A 19,206-nucleotide genomic window follows, 5' to 3' on the forward strand; every position below is an offset into this window, starting at 1 on the left:
GACCCTAAATTACCAACCCCTGTATCCTTATTTCACACCCTTCTTTAGCCCATAGGCACGCCTGAGATTGTTTTCCGCCTCTGCAAAACCAGGCTTCACACTCAAGGCAGTCCTGAATTCTGCGATTGCATCGTCTATACGGCCCTGATTGGCATATATGATCCCTATGTTATTATATGCCTCGGCAGAATCAGGCTTCAGTCTGATCGTTGTCCTGAATTCTTCTTGGGCCTTGTCCGGATGTCCCTTCCTGAGCCAGGCAAGACCAAGATTAAAGTGGGCCCAGGCAAGCCCAGGATTCAGGTTTATGGCAGTTGTAAATTCCTCAATCGCCCTGGCCGTATCCCCTTTGGCTGAATAGGCAAGTCCAAGGTTTAGGTGGCTCAGTGCAACTTCAGGTTTCAGTCTTAAGGCAGTCTTATACTCCTCTATCGCCTCGTCTATCCTGCCCTGACTATAGTAAACAAGCGCCAGGTTATTATGGACGCTTGCTATCCCTGGTTTGAGCCTTATGGCAGTCCTGTATTCCCTGACCGCCTCCTCTGCCAGCCCCTGGTTAAATGAGGCATACGCAAGGTTCGAGTGCGTCCTTGCCTTAAGCGGGCTCTTACTCACAACATCCCTCCAGAGGGTTACGTGATCTTTCCAGACACGGTTTCTCTGATAAGAAGCCACTGAAAGTGGCAGCACTGTAACCACAGCAAGTATCAGTACGGCAATCCGCAGAGACACCCGGCTGCCTGATTGTCTTCTCCAATAATCAATCCCATAAATCATCGCCGAACAAAAGGCAGACGATGCCCCGGCAAACGGCAGATAGAGCCTGTGCTCGAAGATCACATCCCTGATGGGAATGACGCCCGACTCCACAGACAGGGTGATAAAAAACCAGAATATCCCGAAAGAGCTCAGCAGGAGATAACCGTTCCTGCCTTTACGTGACCGGATAAAAAGCCAGACCGCAAGCCCAAAGATGGCCAGGAGAAACATAAAAGACAAAAAGACCCCTGGTGCAGCAAAGGAGTGTAATACCGGGTAGTCGTAATCGAGATTCTGCCTTACCGGAAGCACCAGCAGCCTGATGTAGGTCACAATGACCCTGAACTGTGTCATCAGATAATCACCCCGTGAGATGCTCTCCGTCTCCTGGGCAGCATCTCTCACCTCTCCCACAATATCCCCAATAGGCTTATCCGTATCCAGATTTATGAAGACTAATGGAATGATAGACAGGGTCAGGAGGAAGGGGATCAGAAAAAACGGCCTCTTCCACCTGTTTCCAAAAAAGAAAAACTCGTAAAGGAGGATAATAAAAGGGAGGGTAATGCTGATCTCCTTTGTCCTCATGGCAAGGACAGCAGCAAGTATTGAAAAGACATAATATATGCCCCTGAACCTGCTGCCTGGCTCAAGCGACTGCAGCCTCCACTTTGCAAAAAGCGCTACAGAAAGGAGATAAAACAGAGTTGCAAGGGAGGTATACCTCTGGACTATATAGGTCACAGCCTGTGTCTGTACAGGGTGGGCTACAAAGAGGAGGGCTGCTATCAGTGCAATGAACCCGCCGGATTGCTGCAGGCTGCCGGAGCCGCCCCCCATCCCCGGAGACCTGAATGTCAGGGTGATAAGCCACCATACGAGGATACCGTTTATAATGTGGATGACGATATTAACCAGGTGATAGCCGGTAACGTTCAGTCCCCCAAAATAGTAGTTTAGGGCAAAAGAGAGTGTCCCTATGAAGCGTACCCCTTCTAAATCAGAAAATTTTGAGAGTTCTCTTATCTTCTGATATTCAATAATCTCAAAGTTGTCATCGAAGTGGAATGGGGATGAGAGGGTATTTGAATAGATTAAAACGGCTGATAGCGCAATGAAGATTACAGGAATGACAAAACGGTATCTTGTCAATTAGCCCCCCCTGAGTCCCCGTTATTGTAATTAATTTTATACAACACAAGAAGGTATTCCTCAGGGTCTTCTTTGGAGCTTATCCAGAAGACCTTCTCCATTTCAGGCACATTGACACCCTGATCCAGTAAAAATGACAACTCTGGCCGGAGCGCTACGGTGTTCCTGTCCACGCTTAAGATATCAACATGCCTGTTTTTTGCAAATTTCAATATCTCCTGATATTCTCCGTAAGGCAACACAACCCAGTCAGCGCCTGCATACCAGGGGACAAAAGGGGACCTCGCCATTATAGTTGCATTATCTGGACCCCGTTTTATCACACGTTTTTTAATTTCTGTCCCTGCCAATTCAGATAATTCGGTCTTATGCTTTAAGGCAGCCAGGGTATGTTTTGTATTGATCAGACCCTTTTTATTACTCATCAAAATAAATCCAAGACACAAAAAAGATATAATCATTCCTGCATGTCTTAATCTGACTTTCTCTGCAAGATGACATATCTTGCATATCCCTCCTACTGCCCATACACCCAGGACCGGAATCAGGGGAACAAGGTATCTTTCCGGTCCAATAGCGCCGGTAAAGCCCCCTGCAAGGCTATAGAAAAGTATATATAAGATTACGTAGACACCGGGAAACAGTATAGCCCAGGCAGCGCCATCACCCCCCCCTTTCCAATAAAATGCCGCTGCCACGAGGCCTATGAAGACAAAGACCAAAAACACTGTCCCCAGTATAAGGTGAATGGATTTCGCAATCTCTGTCCAATTGATTGCAACTCTCTTTAAAATAAAATCTGAGTGTCTTAAAACGTCCCCTATGGAGACGGGGGTTTTCATATCGTCAACAAAGGCATAACCTGTGCCGTCTTGATTGATCCTGCCCAGGAACCACTCACGTTCCATGTCATCCCGTAAATCAGGCATCATCAACTGACGGGTGATACTGTGTGCTGGCAGGCCGGAGACATTTCTTAGATCAAGGGACATGATCATTTTTAAAGGTCCTGCAATCAATAAAATTCCGAGGATCAGGAGCGCTGCATTCCTGATTATATTTGAAACCGGCTGCCTGTTAAACCATCTGTCCGCTATCACCCAGCAGATTGAGATAAAAGGGATGATAATACCAACATCACGCGTCATCCATGCAGCCCCGCTGAGCATCCCTGCAGCACACCACATCCACGGTATTTTACTCTTCAGTGCGCTATAGGTGACAAATATGCTGGCAAGGAAAATCAGGGTAAACAATGCCTCGGTTAATGGAAGTGATGAATATAATAGATAATATGGGTTTAGAATAGTTACAGGTACAATAAACCATGCAACCCTTTCTCTATAAAAACATCTTGTCAGAAAAAATACCGGGATCACAAGAAGTGTTGACGCTGCAATAGATACTATAGTCCCTGCCCTTTCAAAGCCTGTGAAAAACCACTCTGAAATTGCCACTATCAATGGATATAGCGGGGGGGCGGTGTATGCACCTCTTAACCAGTGATCAATATGCCAATGGCCTTTCTGAATCTCCTGGGCCATCCTTAAGTACATGGTAGCATCCGTCATACTGATGCGCCAGGGGCTGAGATATGCCACAAGAATAGCTGTACACAACATTAAAATACCTGTGGGTAGAAAAACTGAAAGGAGCTTAGATGACTTGTCCCTCATTTCTTCTTTTCCCCGGTACTATCCAGGAGGGCCTGAAGACGCACCCTCGTTTCCGCATGTGAGGGGTCCAGGGCAGCGGCATTCTGATAGGCACGAATCGCCTCCTCGAACCTCCCCTCCTTCGTGTAGAGCACTCCCAGGTTAAAGAATGGCAGGTAGTTGTTGCTGTGACGCTGTATTGCCTTCATAAAGATCTCTTCTGCAAGCCCCGGCCTGTTCTGTTCATAGTATATGATCCCGAGGTCATTATATATCTGCAGATTACCCGGATTGCCTTTAAGCAGATCTTCCAGTTCAGTGGCCGCAAGGTCCAGTTTCCCCTGGACTATATATATCTGGGCAAGGTTGTGTCTCGCTGTCAGACTCTCCTGTCCATCATGGATCGAGATACTTGTGCGCAATGACTCAATGGCCTGATCATACATCTTCATGTCTTTGTATGCAATCCCAAGTCCTGCATGTGCGATGGATGAACCCGGGGCCTTTTTTACTGTATCTGTCCAGAGGGTCAGGTCATCCCTCCACTCCGTGTTCCGTATAATGGTCACTGCAGAATATGCTGCGCAAAGGGCAATCAAGAGAAACAGGGCAGCGGCCCGGGACACAGAACTACTCAATTTATCCAGGACAACACCTGCAAACACTGCCATAGTTATTATTGCCAGATATCCCCTGTGCTCCTGCAGTATCAGGTTAAGGGGGATAACTGTCGTAGGCAGAAGCACGATAAAAAACCAGAACATGAAGAATGAAACAACCCGCCAGGACGCTGTGGATGACCGGAAAAGAAGCAGGGCAACTGCAGTATAGACAGAAAGCACAACTGCAGAAAAGATGACTGGAATCGTGACAGTCCTGTAGACCTCCATGTCGTGGACCAGGGTTAATGGTATGGGGACAATAAACATCTGCAGATATTTAACAAGTGCAGGAAGTTCCGTAAAAAACTGGGTTACCGGATCCCTCTTAAATGAGTGAGGCGCCCCGCTGAAGGCAACCCCCCAGACATAGAGATAGGGTATGACCACAATAAGGATAAATGGAAGGTAGGGGGTATATTTGCGCCAGTCCTTTAAGTGGCGCTGTGCAGGGGTGCGTCGTTCCCGGAGGAGGTATACGTCATATAGCCATAATACGAGGGGAAGGGTGACGGCAGACTCCTTGCTCAGCATCCCTGCTGCAAAGGAAAGCAGGGATGCAATATAAAAAAAAAGGTTTAGATCCCTCCGGAACCTGACCCAGCAATAAAAGGCAGACAGATAGAAGAAACCGCTCATGACGCTGGAGCGCGTTGATATGTAATTTACGATCTCTGAGTTGAAGGGGTGGACGAGAAAGATGATGCCTGCTGACAGGGCCGCAAAAAAGGCCGGGGTGGTGAATATGGCCCGGACTATCAGAAAGAGCAGAAAGGCTGACCCGGCATGAAAGGCGAGGTTGACTATGTGGTATCCTGCAGGGTTTAGACCATTTACCCGGAAATTCAGTGCATAGGTCAACATCAGGAGGGGCCTGTACGGAGAGCCCCTTTTCATCCCCTCATTGCTGAATGTGGAGGGATCGGAAAAAAGGGAAGATAGCCCGGACAGGTCCCGTATACCGGGATTCATGGTGATATGGTGGGCATCATCGTAGTGAAATGGATTGTGTATCGAGTTGTAGTAGAGCAGTCCTGCGATCAGTACAAAGGAAAGGAAGGTAGTGCAGACTATAACCCGGTTACTGTAACGACTCATGGAGACTTAGCGCACCGGAAGCCCTGATCATAAGTAGTATGCCAGTCAAGCCCTCTCGTAGCAAGAGAGGACTCAATTGCATAACGGGAAGACGTTCGGGCATAACGATACAGGGGGGTCACGTACGACCCTCCACGCACTGACCTGTAATTTCCACTGTAATATCCGTCCGGCAATGTATTTCCAGGATAGGCCTCATACCACCCGCCAGTCCACTCCCGCACATTACCGGTCATGTCATAGACTCCATAGGGGCTGACATCTTCAGGATAACTTCCAACAGGCGCACTCCATTTTCTACCTGACTCGAGGGTATTTGCCTTCCCTGCAGCATACTCATCCCCCCAGGACCAGAGCCTGCCGTCCGTTCCACGGGCTGCCTTCTCCCACTCCGCCTCTAATGGGAGCCGCTTGCCAACCCATGTGCAATAGGCATCTGCATCCATCCAATCTACATCAACGACCGGATGGTCATGCTCACCCTTTTCAAAGGTTCCCATCTCAGCCCAGGGAGCCGGGCGGTATACATTGTTTGTTTTAATTAGAAATTCATAAAACTGGGCATTGGTGACCTCGTAACGGTCTATGTAAAAATCCTTTACATAAACCCTGTGCCTGGGGATTTCATCCACTCCTATCGTCATACCAAGCCGTCCTTCAGTTCCGCTGCTCCCCATCTCAAACCATCCAGCCGGTACAAAGACCATATTCTCCGGAGGTGAATTGCCGCGCATATTATACTGATGACTGCAGCCAAACAGTAGGGTTGCTAAAAGAAAGAGCACAGGAAGCATCTTTTGTCTCCTTTCACCGGGAATATCATCATAGACCATCCACAGCACACCGGAATCCGTGGGCCGGGTGGTCCCACTTTGGGGCAACTGCATGCCTGTAGGCACTCCTCGCAAAGGGCACGGACGGGTTCTCCCATGACCCGCCGCGTAAAACCTTGTATTTCTCACCAAATGCCTCCCTTTGAAGGGTACTGCCTGGATACGGCTTATACCATGATGATGTCCACTCCATCACACTCCCGGCCATATCGTAAATCCCGTAAGGGCTCACACCCTCAGGATAACTTCCGGCCGGTGTTGTCCAACCTGCTCGGGCCTCTCTCGTATTTGCCATTATCTTTCCTTCCGGACCAAAAAAATCATTTCCCCAGGGCCATTGACGGCCATCGGTTCCCCTTGCGGCCTTTTCCCACTCCTCTTCTGTCGGGAGCCTCTTACCAGCCCAACGGCAATAAGAATCCGCATCATACCAGGATACGCCCTTCATCGGGTGAGTATCTTCCGGTTCAGGATAAACATTAATATATGACTCAATTGTCCATATCCTCGGGGCCTTTCTACCCGTGACATCCAAAAACCTCCTGTATTTCTCAACCGTAACCTCGAAACGGTCCATATAAAACCCATTCACATAGACACTGTGCTGAGGGATTTCATCTACCCCCACTGATTGGCCAGGGATGCCATCATCTTCCCTGCTGCCCATAAGAAACCACCCTTCAGGTATATACACCATATCCGTGGTGTCTGGAACCGGTTTCACGCTGCTCACGGTATGAATGCACCCCGCAAGTAAGAGGACCGTCGTAAGACACACTGCAACCCGGCAGTTATTAATGAGCCCTGTCATCTTCCGCACAACGAAAACCTATTCCCCTGTGCCTGTAATCAGGCTTGAAGGTATTGGCCCGGTATGCTGCCCTGCTGTATGGCATGGCCGGCATAACTAACGACCCGCCCCGTGTGACTTTGTATGTCTCTCCAAAGGAATCCCTCTTAAGGGTGCTCCCAGGGTAGGGGAGGTACCAGGAGCTGGTCCATTCGCTCACATTACCGCACATATCATAAACTCCATAAGGGCTTACGTCATCGCTGACACTTCCCGGAGGAAGGATCTGTCCCGGGCCTGCATACCGGGTGTTGCAGGTATGTCCTCTAAGATCACTCCCCCAGGGCCATTGGCGGCCGTCTGTGCCCCTTGCAGCCTTTTCCCACTCCTCTTCTGCAGGGAGCCTCTTTCCAGCCCAACGGCAGTAGGCATCCGCATCGTACCAGGTTATATTCGAGACAGGGATGTCTTCAGTTCCTTCTGGCGGGGTGTTGCCTTTCCACGAAGATGCCCCGGGATGTTTATCATCAGGCGCTGAATGGCCGGTCGCATCAATGAAGGCCTTGTACTGACGGTTAGTCACCTCGTACCTGTCAATATAAAATGCCTTCAGATATACTGACCGCTGGGGAATCTCATCCACCCCCACGGACTGGCCCACCAACCCATCCTTCTCAGTGCTACCCATGATGAACTCTCCTGCAGGTACATGCGCCATCTGTTCCTCAGTCACCGTCTGACCGGCAGATGATGCAGTCACGACCATTCCTGCCAGGAAAACCTGCACTAATAAAAACAATGCGCCTGCCTGCTTCACCTGATTTTCATCTGCCTTTGTGAGCCCTGGCTCATGACGGTTCACCTGAAAACGCTCCTATTCTCCCGTCATTCCCACGGAACCTGTCCCCGCAGGATTTTTCACCCCGTCATTCCCACGCAAGTGGGAATCCAGAACCAGGCCCACGGTCTGGATTCCCGCTTACGCGGGAATGACGTTTTCATGAACCCTGGTGAGCCCCGAGCTCATGACGGTTCATCCAAAAATGCTCATGTGTAGCTGTCATTGCGTTACCTCTCCTGCAGTACCGGCGCACCAGTCAGGCCTGTTTGGCACATTGGCCGATGGCTTGTAGTGACACGTTGACATCGTGATGTTATGACACCTTAAATCACACCGGAAGCGGTTAAGATCGTCATCGCCCTCCAGGTACCATCTCGGTCTCAAGTCCGTGCCTCCTGTGACCAGCTCAGGGGCAAAATTGATCAGGTGGGTCGAAACAACCCCGTCAATCATACCATCCTCTTCATCAGGCGGCAGACACCCCGGAGGATCGGTCATTGGGTTTCCTCCCGGATTTCCCGGGGAACCAGCTCCGCAGTTCGGGTAGATCCTGCCTCTTCCGTCTCCATAAACCGTATTTTTCGCCTCTATGTTACTGTGAACATTATTGTGGCACTCATGACAATAAGAGCCCCCCAGCAATAAGTGATACATGTGAAGATTGATATCCCACGTGGTTTGAATACTTTGGGGGTTCCCGAAGAAGTTCGTCCACGAGGAATCACCTCCGTTCGCCCCTGCTGCAGTGGGGTCAAATGCCCTCCGGTCGTGACATTGAAAGCATAAGAGGAAGTTATCATAATAGGAGCTGCTCTGCCCGTCATTGATAAAGTCTCTGTTCGGATTCCGGATATCAGTGTTGTAGTTATTTCTCAGGATGCGCGGATATAATGAACCATGAGGTCCCTGGGGTTTCGTTGGATCGAAGTTTGTAAGTTCACTAATGTTAGACGCTGAATCCGTTATCCTGCGGTATGATGTCCCATCAGGAAGACCAGTTACAGGTCCTTTGATATCTCCAATTCCTGTAACATTGTTGTTGTGGCAATCGGTACACTGGATGGTAATGTTTCTGAGCGCCCCTGCCGGGTCGGCATCGCAACTCCCGTTCGTCCCTCCGGGATTGAAACGCGACGCAATGTTAAAGGCAACAGAAAGCTGATTACAAAGCTGGCCTGTACCATTCCTGCCAGGCGCTGCTACAGGGTGATAGGAAGGATTTCTTGCCTGCCTGGTATGATTTTCATCTATATCCTGACTGTTAGGATCAAACTCCTTTCGCTTATTGCTATACCCCCTGAAACTCAAATTTGCATCCGTTGGCATTACATCCCTGGGGTCTGACCGGAAAATGGTCTCTTCAGGATAGCGGTTGCCTATAAACAGGTTTGTATAGCTGTTCCCGTGACACCGGAGACAGACCTCATAGACATAAGGCTCGCGGCTGTTTCCCGGTATCTTTGCACCAACCACATTTCCGTTAATATCTATCCCCTTCATCCCTTTAAGCCTGTTGGTCTTTGTCGCCTGATGGGGGTTATGGCAATCCACACATTCGACATGTACGGTATCCATGAGGGTTGTGCCAGGCGGATATTCATTAAAGAGAGGAGGTGCAAAACTCCACAGTTCCACACCTTCCTGCGGTCTGGCAACAAATACAGGCTCATGTCCCTGCCCCATCGTCAGGTTCATAGCACTCCCCCTGCCGCCCCTTCCGATATTTTTGTCTTTATAGAATTCGCTCCTTATGTCCGGAGGCGGATTCGCGGGATTTCCCATCTCAGATGCCGGCCTGTGACAAAGATAACATGTATTCTCTATGGCAAGATTATTGTTGAAATCAACCCCCTCCCGAAGGAGCCGCTTGGCACCCTGTGCCGTATGGGGATCATGGCAGGCACGGCATGCGTACTTGCCCACAGTGTGAGTGCCGTCAAAGTTATATGGATTCGCTGCTGAAGGACTTGCCGTTGGTACAAACACATCTGTATCATGTGTACTCCCGTTCCAGCCCGGCTTATCGTGGCAGTAAAGACAGATAATCTTCCCTCTTGCAGGGTCCTCAGGCTCATTGAAGTAGTTGGCCCGCAGGAACTTTGGAAAAGTTACAGCATGCGGGTTATGGCATGAGGTGCACTGTACTGAATCGTAGAGATTTGGCACACTGCCCGGATATCTCCGCATGGGTGAAATTGGGGTAGTATCACTCACCTTTTGAGGCGGAACAAGCGGCGGACCCGGGTCCACGAGTTCTTCATCCCTTGCAGCAAGCAGACTATCATATACAAACGATACCGGATGGTCGTTTTGGAGGTTCGTACCTATGACCCTCGTGTCCGCTGATGTTACCCCTGAGCCGGACGGCATTGTCCCCGCGCCTCCTGCAGGGGTCTGCCCGGTTGGATAGATCATATCAAACGGCGATAAGGATGTCCCTGACCCAGGCGCATTGACAACCGTGCCCAGTGCTATTGTCCCGTCATGACATGAAAGGCACAGTCTTGAGTATCCAGTAGGTGCATTCGGTTTTGGTTTGGTCTCATAACCCTCAAAGCTTGTGCTCCATACCTGGTCGTAGAGGATATAACGTGCTGTAGAAAGCCTTCTGTTCCATATGGGGGCGCTCAATCCTGCAGCCTCTTCATCACCAACAGCGCCATGCGGCGTGTGACAGAATACACATATCTCTGTTGTCTGTGTTGTAAACACAGCCCGGTCCGCCGGTCCTATTGATGAGAGGTTGTGCTTTGTGTTCCGAATGTCTTCAAGCACGGATGGGACTAACGGTATCGGTGCAGGTGGCAGTGCCGGCGGCTGGGAATGTCCCCTTTCCTCCTGCCAGAAAAAAATGGCAAGAAAGATTAATACACCTATGAATGTAACCGGCAGCAGAATTTTTTTAAACATTGAATTATTATATATATAATTTAAAACCTGTCAACGGAATCTGCCCTGATTCATAAAGACAGCCATAGGGCGACTCAGGTTACCACAGTCCGGATCGTTTCAGCCTGTACAGTCTGAATACAACCAGAGGTGAAAACAGAGACAACAGCCCGGCAACAGCGCCTCCGGAAGTGGTTGGGCGGCTGCCCTGAGTCATGATAGTCCCGCATCCCAGCCCGCTTCCACTGCCAGAGCCTGAGTTAACTGACGATTCCTTTGATAACACTAACTGAAACAACCTTGGATCTTTACCGGCCGATATATAGGAATAGCCGGAGTCCCGCGTAATATCTGCCAGCGCCATCTCCTGGCCGGCCCCGGCTCTATGAACATCCTTCAGGAGAAGGACCTCACCAGGTTTTAACTGACCCGGCAGGACATTCCAGCTCAGATCAACCTTTTTACCTGCAGGCACAGAATCTACGGTAATCTCCCATGAACTATCCCCGTTAGTTGATGTCCCTCTTATATCCTTCCATAGATATTTTGCCGCATCTGCAGCCCCATCCCTGCCCCGGATATAAGCCCTCAACAGCACAGGATTCTCAGAATCATTGGCAGGATCAGACAGGGAAATCAGTGCAGGTGTATCCCAGAGGTTGTCAAAATCATCTGTAGCGCCCTGCTCTATGCCTACTATCAGCTTGTTGTACAGCCTCGTATTGTCCCCGCCGGTTGTGGAAATCTCAATCGGCACCTTCCACGCGAAGGCAGATGTCAGGAATATACATTGCAGGAAAAAAATAAAAAAAGATATTGTGGATCTGCTAATCACTTTGCTCATCTTATTCCGGCCTCCTGAATACAATCTCCAGACCATCTCCGCCATTTACATATAACCAGTACCCTGTCCAGGGCTCAAACGCTGCCGGCGGGTCGTCATTAAAAGAGGTGAAATCATAGTTACCGTCTTTTAGATAGTAAAGGGTATTTCCTGCCAGACCGTTCTTTATCGCCTCTGTAAATGGCTTCTCCTCTCCGGTTGAGTGATCTCTCACAACGACGTCTTTCATCAGAATCCTGTGTTCATATGGTGTTCCGACCATATTCCATCCTGTCTGTAACTCCATGCCATATTCCGGACTTTCAATCCTTACCCCATCAATAAACAGGTTGATGCCATCAACAGGGGAATAGAGGAAATATCCAAGTCCCGGAGATACCGAATCCTCTGAATAATACTGCGGAGGTGTGAGCCCGGGGTAGGCGGAATACCACCGGTATAATGCAACATCAGGACCCACACTCGGTGCAAACAGGGATACCGCGTCATTCGGTACAGGCAGCAGAGGGAGGGATATGAGATTGTATCCCTTTCTAAGCGTAAGCGGTGATGTCAGTTTCACAAAACCTGATGTGCCTGCTGCATAGGACTGAGACGACAACGGAAACATTACGATGTTTGACACCGGAGACACGTGCCCTGACGAATCCACGCTCTTTATAGCGATGCAGTAGGTCCTGCCAGCCTCAAGCCCTGTCATCGTGTAGGTCTGCAACACCCCTTTCTGGGGTCTCTGTTCCCCTGTCACTTCAATAGCCCTGTCCCACTCCCCATCAGCCAATACTGAGGATGCGGAACATTCCAGGTAGCGCAGGTCATACAGGGCTGCAGTGCCGGACATGCCGTCGTCTGACGGCGCTGACCACATCAACAGTACTGAGGTATCTGTTACATAGAACCCCTGCAGGTCGCGGATCGCATCCGGTGGAAGGCTGTCGTCCGGCTCTGTCACTGAGATCCTGATCCTTCTTGAGGCGGTTGCCCCGTTCACATCCCTGATACCAGCAACAAATTCATATATACCCGGAACAATCAAATCCCCTGACAATACTCCCGTACTGCTGTCTAATGTTACCCCCTCAGGAAGGTTGCCTATAATGCTCCATACGATGGGCTTACTCCCTCCTGTGACTGAAATCCGGCCGGTGTATGCCTCTCCGGCAACTCCGTCAGGAAGCATGGCAGCGTCAATCTCAGGTATTGAATTGATATTGAGCGTATAGTCCCGCGAGCGGCTGTATCCATTTACAGTATCATCCCCGATAATTACAAATCTGTATAAACCGGTTGCTGAGGGTGCGCCGGTAATTTCTCCAGTCTCCGGATTTAAAGTCATACCAGGCGGAAGCATCCCCTCTGAAAGTCTCCACACAGCGGTTCCACCAACTGCCGATAACTTCTCATTATAGAAGTTGTCCATTGTTCCATCAGGTAGATAGGGAGGGGTGATGAAAAGTCCTTTCGCCATCATCCTTATCTCAAAATCCCGGATCCCATACTTTTTACCTGATTCAACCGGGATGTTGTTGGTATAGAGATAACGGGATGAGCTCCTCATGTCTATAATGTTTGCCGGATTAGAAAGGTCAACAAGTAATATATCCATTTGAGCAGGCTTGTTTTCGAAATTCCAGTTCAGTGTGACAGTCCCTCCGTTCACTGTGGAGATGATACGGAATGTCCAGACTTTACTTTCGCCAAATGGCCTGATATCACGCCAGAGGGAACACTCCTGGTCCGTATAGCCTTCACCCGGATTGCTGCACGTCCAGTTAACCAGCTTGCCATACTTATCCCTGTATTCACTGAGGGTGCCATGGGTAAACATGGCCTGAACAGGGTCATCTGCTCCGGCCATGGAGAGGGTATCCCAGGAGCTGTCAAAGCCATCTGTTGCCCCTTCCATAGTCCCTGCAATAAGGTGATTCCAGACCGTACCATCGCTACCCCTCGAATCAGGAACTGATACCTTTACATGCACAGACCAGTCCGTCTCTGCCGCATAGACAGCGGATACGAAGCTAACCAGGATCATGATTGTAATCAGTAATCGTTTTAGCAAGGCTGCACCCCTGATTATTCACCACAAAGACACAAAGTACACAAAGATAACAAATTCATAATATAATTCTTTTAATACCCTTTTTTAAAATTTCCACGTTGAAATTTATCAATAAACCTAATCGTAAATTCATTAGTTTCAAATATGACAGTATTCTCATAATCTATCGTTATCTCCTGAAGATTTTCCTGATTTATAATTTTAGTTCTACTATCCATCTTTGTGTCCTTTGTGCCTCTGTGGTTAATCTTCTGCTAATACGGTACCAGTAATTCAAATGCGCCGCCAACAGCCTGCAATCTGATCCAGTAGGCCTTCCATGGCTGCATCACAGGGCTGCAGCGGGTGCCTTGATGCTCTCCTGCCACGTCACTGGCACAGGTCTCAAACGTATAATTGATGCCATTGTAGGTATAAATAGACCCATCAAGCCAGTTCAGGGCTGCAACTGCATCCTGGAATGACGCTACCTGCACCTGTCCCTGAACCGTCCGCCTGACATACAGGCCCTGCTCCCGCTCTTCTATACTGCCATTGCCATTGGCATCTACAGGGCTGAAGTTTGTCTCCTTGTCAAACGGGTTGCCGATCATGTTCCATCCACCCTTAATTGATAATGCGTAGCACTCAAAGGCGCCCCCATTATCGTCAGTACAGGTCTCAGTGGAAGACTGAGTTGACGCAGGGGGGACATCAAGCGTGAACTTTCCAGCCGGTGCCCAAAGTAAATATCCGGTACCTTCGCTGACAGAGGTCAGCCTTGAACATGTATATTGTGCCGGATTTGAACTGAAAGGGCCCGGCTCTCCATCATAACAGCCGCTGTCAAAGTCTGATCCCCTTGAATCCCACCGGTATACCTGCAGCTTATAGTCCGGGGTCACTACGTCATCACCAAATACATCCTTAGGTGTATCAGGATTGGGATGATACGGCACAGATATCAGGTTGTATGCATAGGGGGCAAGGGGTGTCATACCCTTTGCCGGCCCGGTTGAGATAAGGGACCTATGGTCCTCAGCTACTGAGGAGTTCGCATCCGCCCCCCTCTCATCCAGTGCCCTGATAGCAAAATAGAACCTTGTATTCAGTGTCCTGTCGTCAATCACCCCGCCGCCTGTGTCTATCTTATTCTCAACAGGGACAATGTAGCATTCCTTCATTCCTGGTGTGCGGGGGGCCAAAAACCCTTCTGCCGGTGCAGCAAGTATTGCATTGGAGAATGGAATCTGGCCGGGACCAGGTGCTGAACTATCAACGACGATCTCTCTCGTGGAATAGCGCATGTCATATCCTGTAACAGCCCCTGAGGACATATCTGACCCGTCGTCCGGCGGCGCAGTCCAGCAGAGTGTCATGGTGTCTTTTGACGCATCTGTTACCGAAAGGTCTGAAATAGCGCCAGGCCTTGTTGTATCATCCGATACGAGCGTGTGTGCCGGACATCCGGAACAGGTCGAGATAGAAGAGACATTGCCTGCATCATCCGTTGTCTTAAGTGCAATGTAATAATTGGTATTGGCAAATAGCTGCGAAATCGTGCATGACTCAGACTCCCCTGCAGATTTGGGCTTTCCAGGTATACTTTCTCCGGCTTTACAACTGACTGCCCTGGCCGCCTGTATGAAGTTGCCATCTGTAATAGGGGATGTTGAATACCGCAGGTCATAGTATGCTGCGGTATCACTCATACCGTCATCTCCTGGTGACGTCCATGAGACCTTGAAAGAGGTTGCAGTAATATCGCTAATGTCAAGGACTACAGAGGCAGGGGGTGTCGTATCACTACTGTTGATAACCGCCCTGACTGAATCAACCTTTCCGCTGTCCCCGGTTGAACGAATATCAAACAGGATCGTCTCAGAACCTGAGGTAAATGACGAAGGCGGGGTAATCCGGAAAGTAAAGAATGGGAACTCTCCCCCGTTATAGTTCGCCGGATTCCCTGCAGTTGCAGTCGGTACATTCACAGGGGAGCTGTACTCAACAACACTGCCGTCATTTAGTCTCTCCTGCATCACAACACCCCAACCGCCGGATGGCGTGTTCCAGGAAATAAGATAGCTGTCTGCAATATTCCCTTCATTCTGTACGCCAACCGTTATCTCCTTAGATGAGCCGTTTGAGATGTCAAGTGCGGTGCAACCACCGTTGCCTAAACCCAGCGCCCCGTATATGTTGTCCCCGGCCCCCGCTGTACCACAGCCTGCACCCAAAGTTCCGTAGCCTGAAATAGTACCTCCCGCATTATAACCAAAACCATAGATGACCCCGTCAACTTTGTAGGTCGCCTTTAAATCGAGGCGGGCCTTGAGCGAGTCCATATATTGTGCAGCGCCGTTAGAATAGATATTGACGTCAATATCTGCTGCCCGGGGCTGGCCTGCCGGAATAATTTTTAATGTAAATATCTGTTCAAAATCACTGTGGGGCTGAGACCTTACCGGCGCAGTGGTAAACCCGACTGATGCTGTAATGCCATGATCGCCTGAATCGTCACTGATAACTGCTGTCCAGCCAACAGGGAGAGGGTTTCGGAGAGAGAGGGTATAGGTATCCGGAACATTCCCCTCATTTTGCAGGGTAATAGTATATGAGATGCTGTCCCCTGGCCCCGCCTCCTTAATCTGGGACGTGCCACCTCCTCCGGTGCGGGCCGGGTCATACTGGTTGTTTCCATCTCCGTCAATCAGGCCATCCGCCTGATAAATACTGTTGATTTGTGTGGCTGCCCGGATAGAATCTACCTTCGCATAATCATTTTCCGAGCGGAGATTAACGATAATGTCCTGCGTGACAGCGCCCGGGGCATATGCAGAAGGGGTAACCTTCAGTGTATAGGCCTTTTCCGAACCCGCGTTCAGTGATACGGAGGCAGGGGATGTCAGGTCAGCGTTGCTGTCATTCAATAAGACCGCCCAGTCCCCGGATATATCTGAAGGGGTGTTCCAGGAAATAATAAAGGTATCGTCCACACTCTGAGATGTGCCGTCATTTTGAACCTGTATATCATACGTAAGCGGCTGCTGGAGCCTGAATCCGGGATCTGCGTTCTTTGAAGCCTCCCCTCCTGCACCTGATCCAAAGGACCCGTAAGCATTATCACCATTTGCCTCAATGATCAGGTCAGGCTGGTACACACCACTCGCTGTAAAATAGCCGATCCGGCTTTCACGTAAAAACGGGGTCACTGTACCCAGCTCTGAAAACAGGATGACCCTGTATTGCAGCCACTGGTCGTTATTATTGCCGCTATAGCCGCTCCTGTGGGCCGGGTTTATCGGCTCCCTTCCATCAGGGTCAGTATAGGTATCTGTAAAGGTAGATCCGGATGAATATGTATAAGAAGTGGCTGAGTCAAGTGTAATAACAGATGTTGCCAGATTGACATCTGTGATCTTTTTTGTTTCATTCTGATTGGCGTTTGCACTATTGGTAATAGTGACCCTGCCGCCGGCACTGAAGCCGGCCGCACTTCCCACGGAAATCTGAGAAACACCTTTTGCGGCTGAAAATGTCGTTGAATGGGGCCCATACCACTGACTCCATGAGGAACCGTTAGGAGATGTCCTTAACTGGAGCGAAACATCAGTACCTGCGGGGATATCCTCTGACCATTTCCAGCGATTGATGACATCAGCTGTATCTGTTGTATCATAGGGTGAACTGATCAGCATCTGCAGGGAGGGTATCTCCTCAAAATTTATCGTTACATCGTTTAGTTTCGGGTCATATGCCGGGTCAATCTCAGGCCTCTCGAAAAAGGCCTTGAAACGTATGTAGCGCCGTTCATTATGACCCTGATTAATGGTGGCCCCGGGGCTTACATAGTCATAACCAGACTCCCCTGGAAGCTCCTCATAATTCCACGTCTGGTTATCGTTATTCGTGGCAATCTGAAACTTAAGTGATGAACCTGCAGGCACAGTAGCGCCCCATGTAATGGATTTAAAAAAGGCCCCGCCAGTACCAATATCAAATGAAGGGGACTCATAGGCGCCGAGAAGAAAAGAAGCCAATCCATAATTAACCGTCACATCCTGCAGTACAGGACTGTCGGCAAGATCGGTCGTCGCCCGGTGGAAAAAGGCCTTGTACCGGACATAGCGGTCTCTGTCATGGACTGAAGAGATGGCAGCAGGAGAACTGTCATAATATGTGCCTGATGTCCCGTCCGGCCCCTTAAAATTCCATGTCTGGTTATCGTTATTTGTGGCAATCTGAAATTTCAGAGTAGACCCTGAAGGTACGGTCGCGTTCCAGACAAGGGTATGCAGGAGGGCCCCCCCGGGACCTGTATCAAATGAAGGGGACTCGTAACTGCCGTCAGTAAATCCGGCGGCAATCCTTAAAGAGGCATTCACGTCAGGATAGGCGGTTTTCACATCAAAGGCATCTACTCCTACCGCTACATTTAATGCACTGTTGTTTTTCTTCCCTGTGACCACAATCCTCAGGGTATGTGCGGTGTTGCTCAGACCGCTGACTGTAAACAGGGATTGCCTGGACAGGAGTGTGCTGCTGTAAAGGTCAACACTCCCCTGAAGCTGCCCGTCGAGGAAGACATTTGCTATTCCAAAATCACGGTATTTTGGACCATACCAGGTCGCCTGCGTCCCTGTAAAGGCAAGGGTAGCAGAAGCGCCTGTTTCAATGGAAAATATAATGGTCCCGCCATAGGCACCTGAAGAAAACCACTGCCCGGTCGTGACCACAGCAGGATTTGTCTCCTCATATGTTGTCGTGGCATAGTATCCGGTCCCAACCAGTTGCAGGTTAGTCAGTGTCCCCCTGTCAAAATCAAGCAGATCTGCCTTCTGCGTAACAGAAGATGTCCCATCAACGAAGGTTATGTATGCACCGGCGTCCGGGTTCGGAACACCTACAATAAAGGCATACACTCCCACGGCAGGATCGGATGAACTGCTGTTTTTCCTGCCTGTGACCACAATCCTGAGGGTATGCTGTGTGTTGCTCAGACCACTGGCTGTAAAGAGGGTCTGCTGAGACTGGAGTGTGCTGCTGTACAAGTCAACGCTCCCCTGAAAGTTTCCATCCAGATAAACATCTGCAATTCCAAATGAATTGTATTTCGGCCCAATCCATGTCGCCTGCGTTCCTGTAAAGGTAAGGGTAACCGTAGCGCCTGTCTCTACAGAAAAAATATACCTTCCACCGGAAGGATTATATAACGTTGAAGAATACCACTGCCCGGTCTTGCTGACTACCGACGTATTATCTTCCTGATATGTTGTGTAATTATACCCACCTGTCCCGACCAGTTTGAGATTGGTCAGGGTACCCCTGTCGAAATCATTCAGGTCTGCTGTCTGAATTATGGAGGCAGGTTGAGGGAAAATAGAAAGCTCTCCGGCTATTGAGGTACTTACATATGGGTCCTTACTGTAAAATTTGGTCCATCCGGTTTGTCCACCAGGATGGACTGCAGTGGCAGAGGTATCAGCTCCTCCTGTCCAGTCGCTCTGGACCCAGTTATAATTGGAGGCATAAAGGGACCCAGGTGTACATAACAGAATAAGGGTCAAAATTTGCACTATAAATGCCTTTGCCTTATCTCTCATGTCTGTATCCATTTATAAGATAAGTATTGCAAATAACATGCC

At 49.5% G+C, this 19,206-nt stretch carries 11 protein-coding genes; all 11 read right to left on the reverse strand.

Annotation, left to right across the window (positions count from 1 at the left end; all coding sequences use genetic code 11):
* Positions 1-27 precede the first annotated feature (27 nt).
* Complete coding sequence (locus IT393_09270) at positions 28-1,911, reverse strand: tetratricopeptide repeat protein (protein MCC7202831.1); 1,884 nt, start codon at positions 1,909-1,911, stop codon at positions 28-30.
* On the reverse strand, positions 1,908-3,587 hold the full coding sequence (locus IT393_09275; GenBank protein ID MCC7202832.1) for a hypothetical protein: 1,680 nt from the start codon (positions 3,585-3,587) through the stop codon (positions 1,908-1,910). Before IT393_09275 ends, IT393_09270 begins: the two co-directional genes overlap by 4 nt.
* The gene (locus IT393_09280; protein ID MCC7202833.1) at positions 3,584-5,323 is read right to left on the reverse strand and encodes a tetratricopeptide repeat protein; all 1,740 of its coding nucleotides are present in this window, start codon (positions 5,321-5,323) and stop codon (positions 3,584-3,586) included. The genes IT393_09275 and IT393_09280 overlap by 4 nt, the downstream gene beginning before the upstream one ends.
* Positions 5,320-6,117, reverse strand: a complete 798-nt coding sequence (locus tag IT393_09285; protein MCC7202834.1) for an SUMF1/EgtB/PvdO family nonheme iron enzyme — start codon at positions 6,115-6,117, stop codon at positions 5,320-5,322. Before IT393_09285 ends, IT393_09280 begins: the two co-directional genes overlap by 4 nt.
* A 28-nt stretch (positions 6,118-6,145) precedes the next feature.
* Positions 6,146-6,880, reverse strand: a complete 735-nt coding sequence (locus IT393_09290; GenBank protein MCC7202835.1) for an SUMF1/EgtB/PvdO family nonheme iron enzyme — start codon at positions 6,878-6,880, stop codon at positions 6,146-6,148.
* A gap of 70 nt (positions 6,881-6,950) precedes the next feature.
* The gene (locus IT393_09295; GenBank protein ID MCC7202836.1) at positions 6,951-7,808 is read right to left on the reverse strand and encodes an SUMF1/EgtB/PvdO family nonheme iron enzyme; all 858 of its coding nucleotides are present in this window, start codon (positions 7,806-7,808) and stop codon (positions 6,951-6,953) included.
* Positions 7,809-8,006: 198 nt separating this feature from the next.
* The gene (locus IT393_09300) at positions 8,007-10,697 is read right to left on the reverse strand and encodes a hypothetical protein (GenBank protein ID MCC7202837.1); all 2,691 of its coding nucleotides are present in this window, start codon (positions 10,695-10,697) and stop codon (positions 8,007-8,009) included.
* 79 nt (positions 10,698-10,776) lie between these two features.
* The gene (locus IT393_09305) at positions 10,777-11,520 is read right to left on the reverse strand and encodes a hypothetical protein (GenBank protein ID MCC7202838.1); all 744 of its coding nucleotides are present in this window, start codon (positions 11,518-11,520) and stop codon (positions 10,777-10,779) included.
* Position 11,521: 1 nt separating this feature from the next.
* Entirely contained in the window at positions 11,522-13,582 is a 2,061-nt protein-coding gene (locus IT393_09310; GenBank protein MCC7202839.1) for a putative Ig domain-containing protein, read from the reverse strand.
* Between the two features lie 55 nt (positions 13,583-13,637).
* Complete coding sequence (locus tag IT393_09315; protein MCC7202840.1) at positions 13,638-13,742, reverse strand: hypothetical protein; 105 nt, start codon at positions 13,740-13,742, stop codon at positions 13,638-13,640.
* A gap of 94 nt (positions 13,743-13,836) precedes the next feature.
* Positions 13,837-19,176 carry a fibronectin type III domain-containing protein gene (locus tag IT393_09320; GenBank protein ID MCC7202841.1) on the reverse strand — a complete coding sequence of 1,780 codons (5,340 nt, stop codon included), beginning with the start codon at positions 19,174-19,176 and terminating at the stop codon, positions 13,837-13,839.
* Positions 19,177-19,206: the final 30 nt, after the last annotated feature.

This window comes from Nitrospirota bacterium, from assembly GCA_020851375.1.
GTDB lineage: Bacteria > Nitrospirota > 9FT-COMBO-42-15 > HDB-SIOI813 > HDB-SIOI813 > RBG-16-43-11.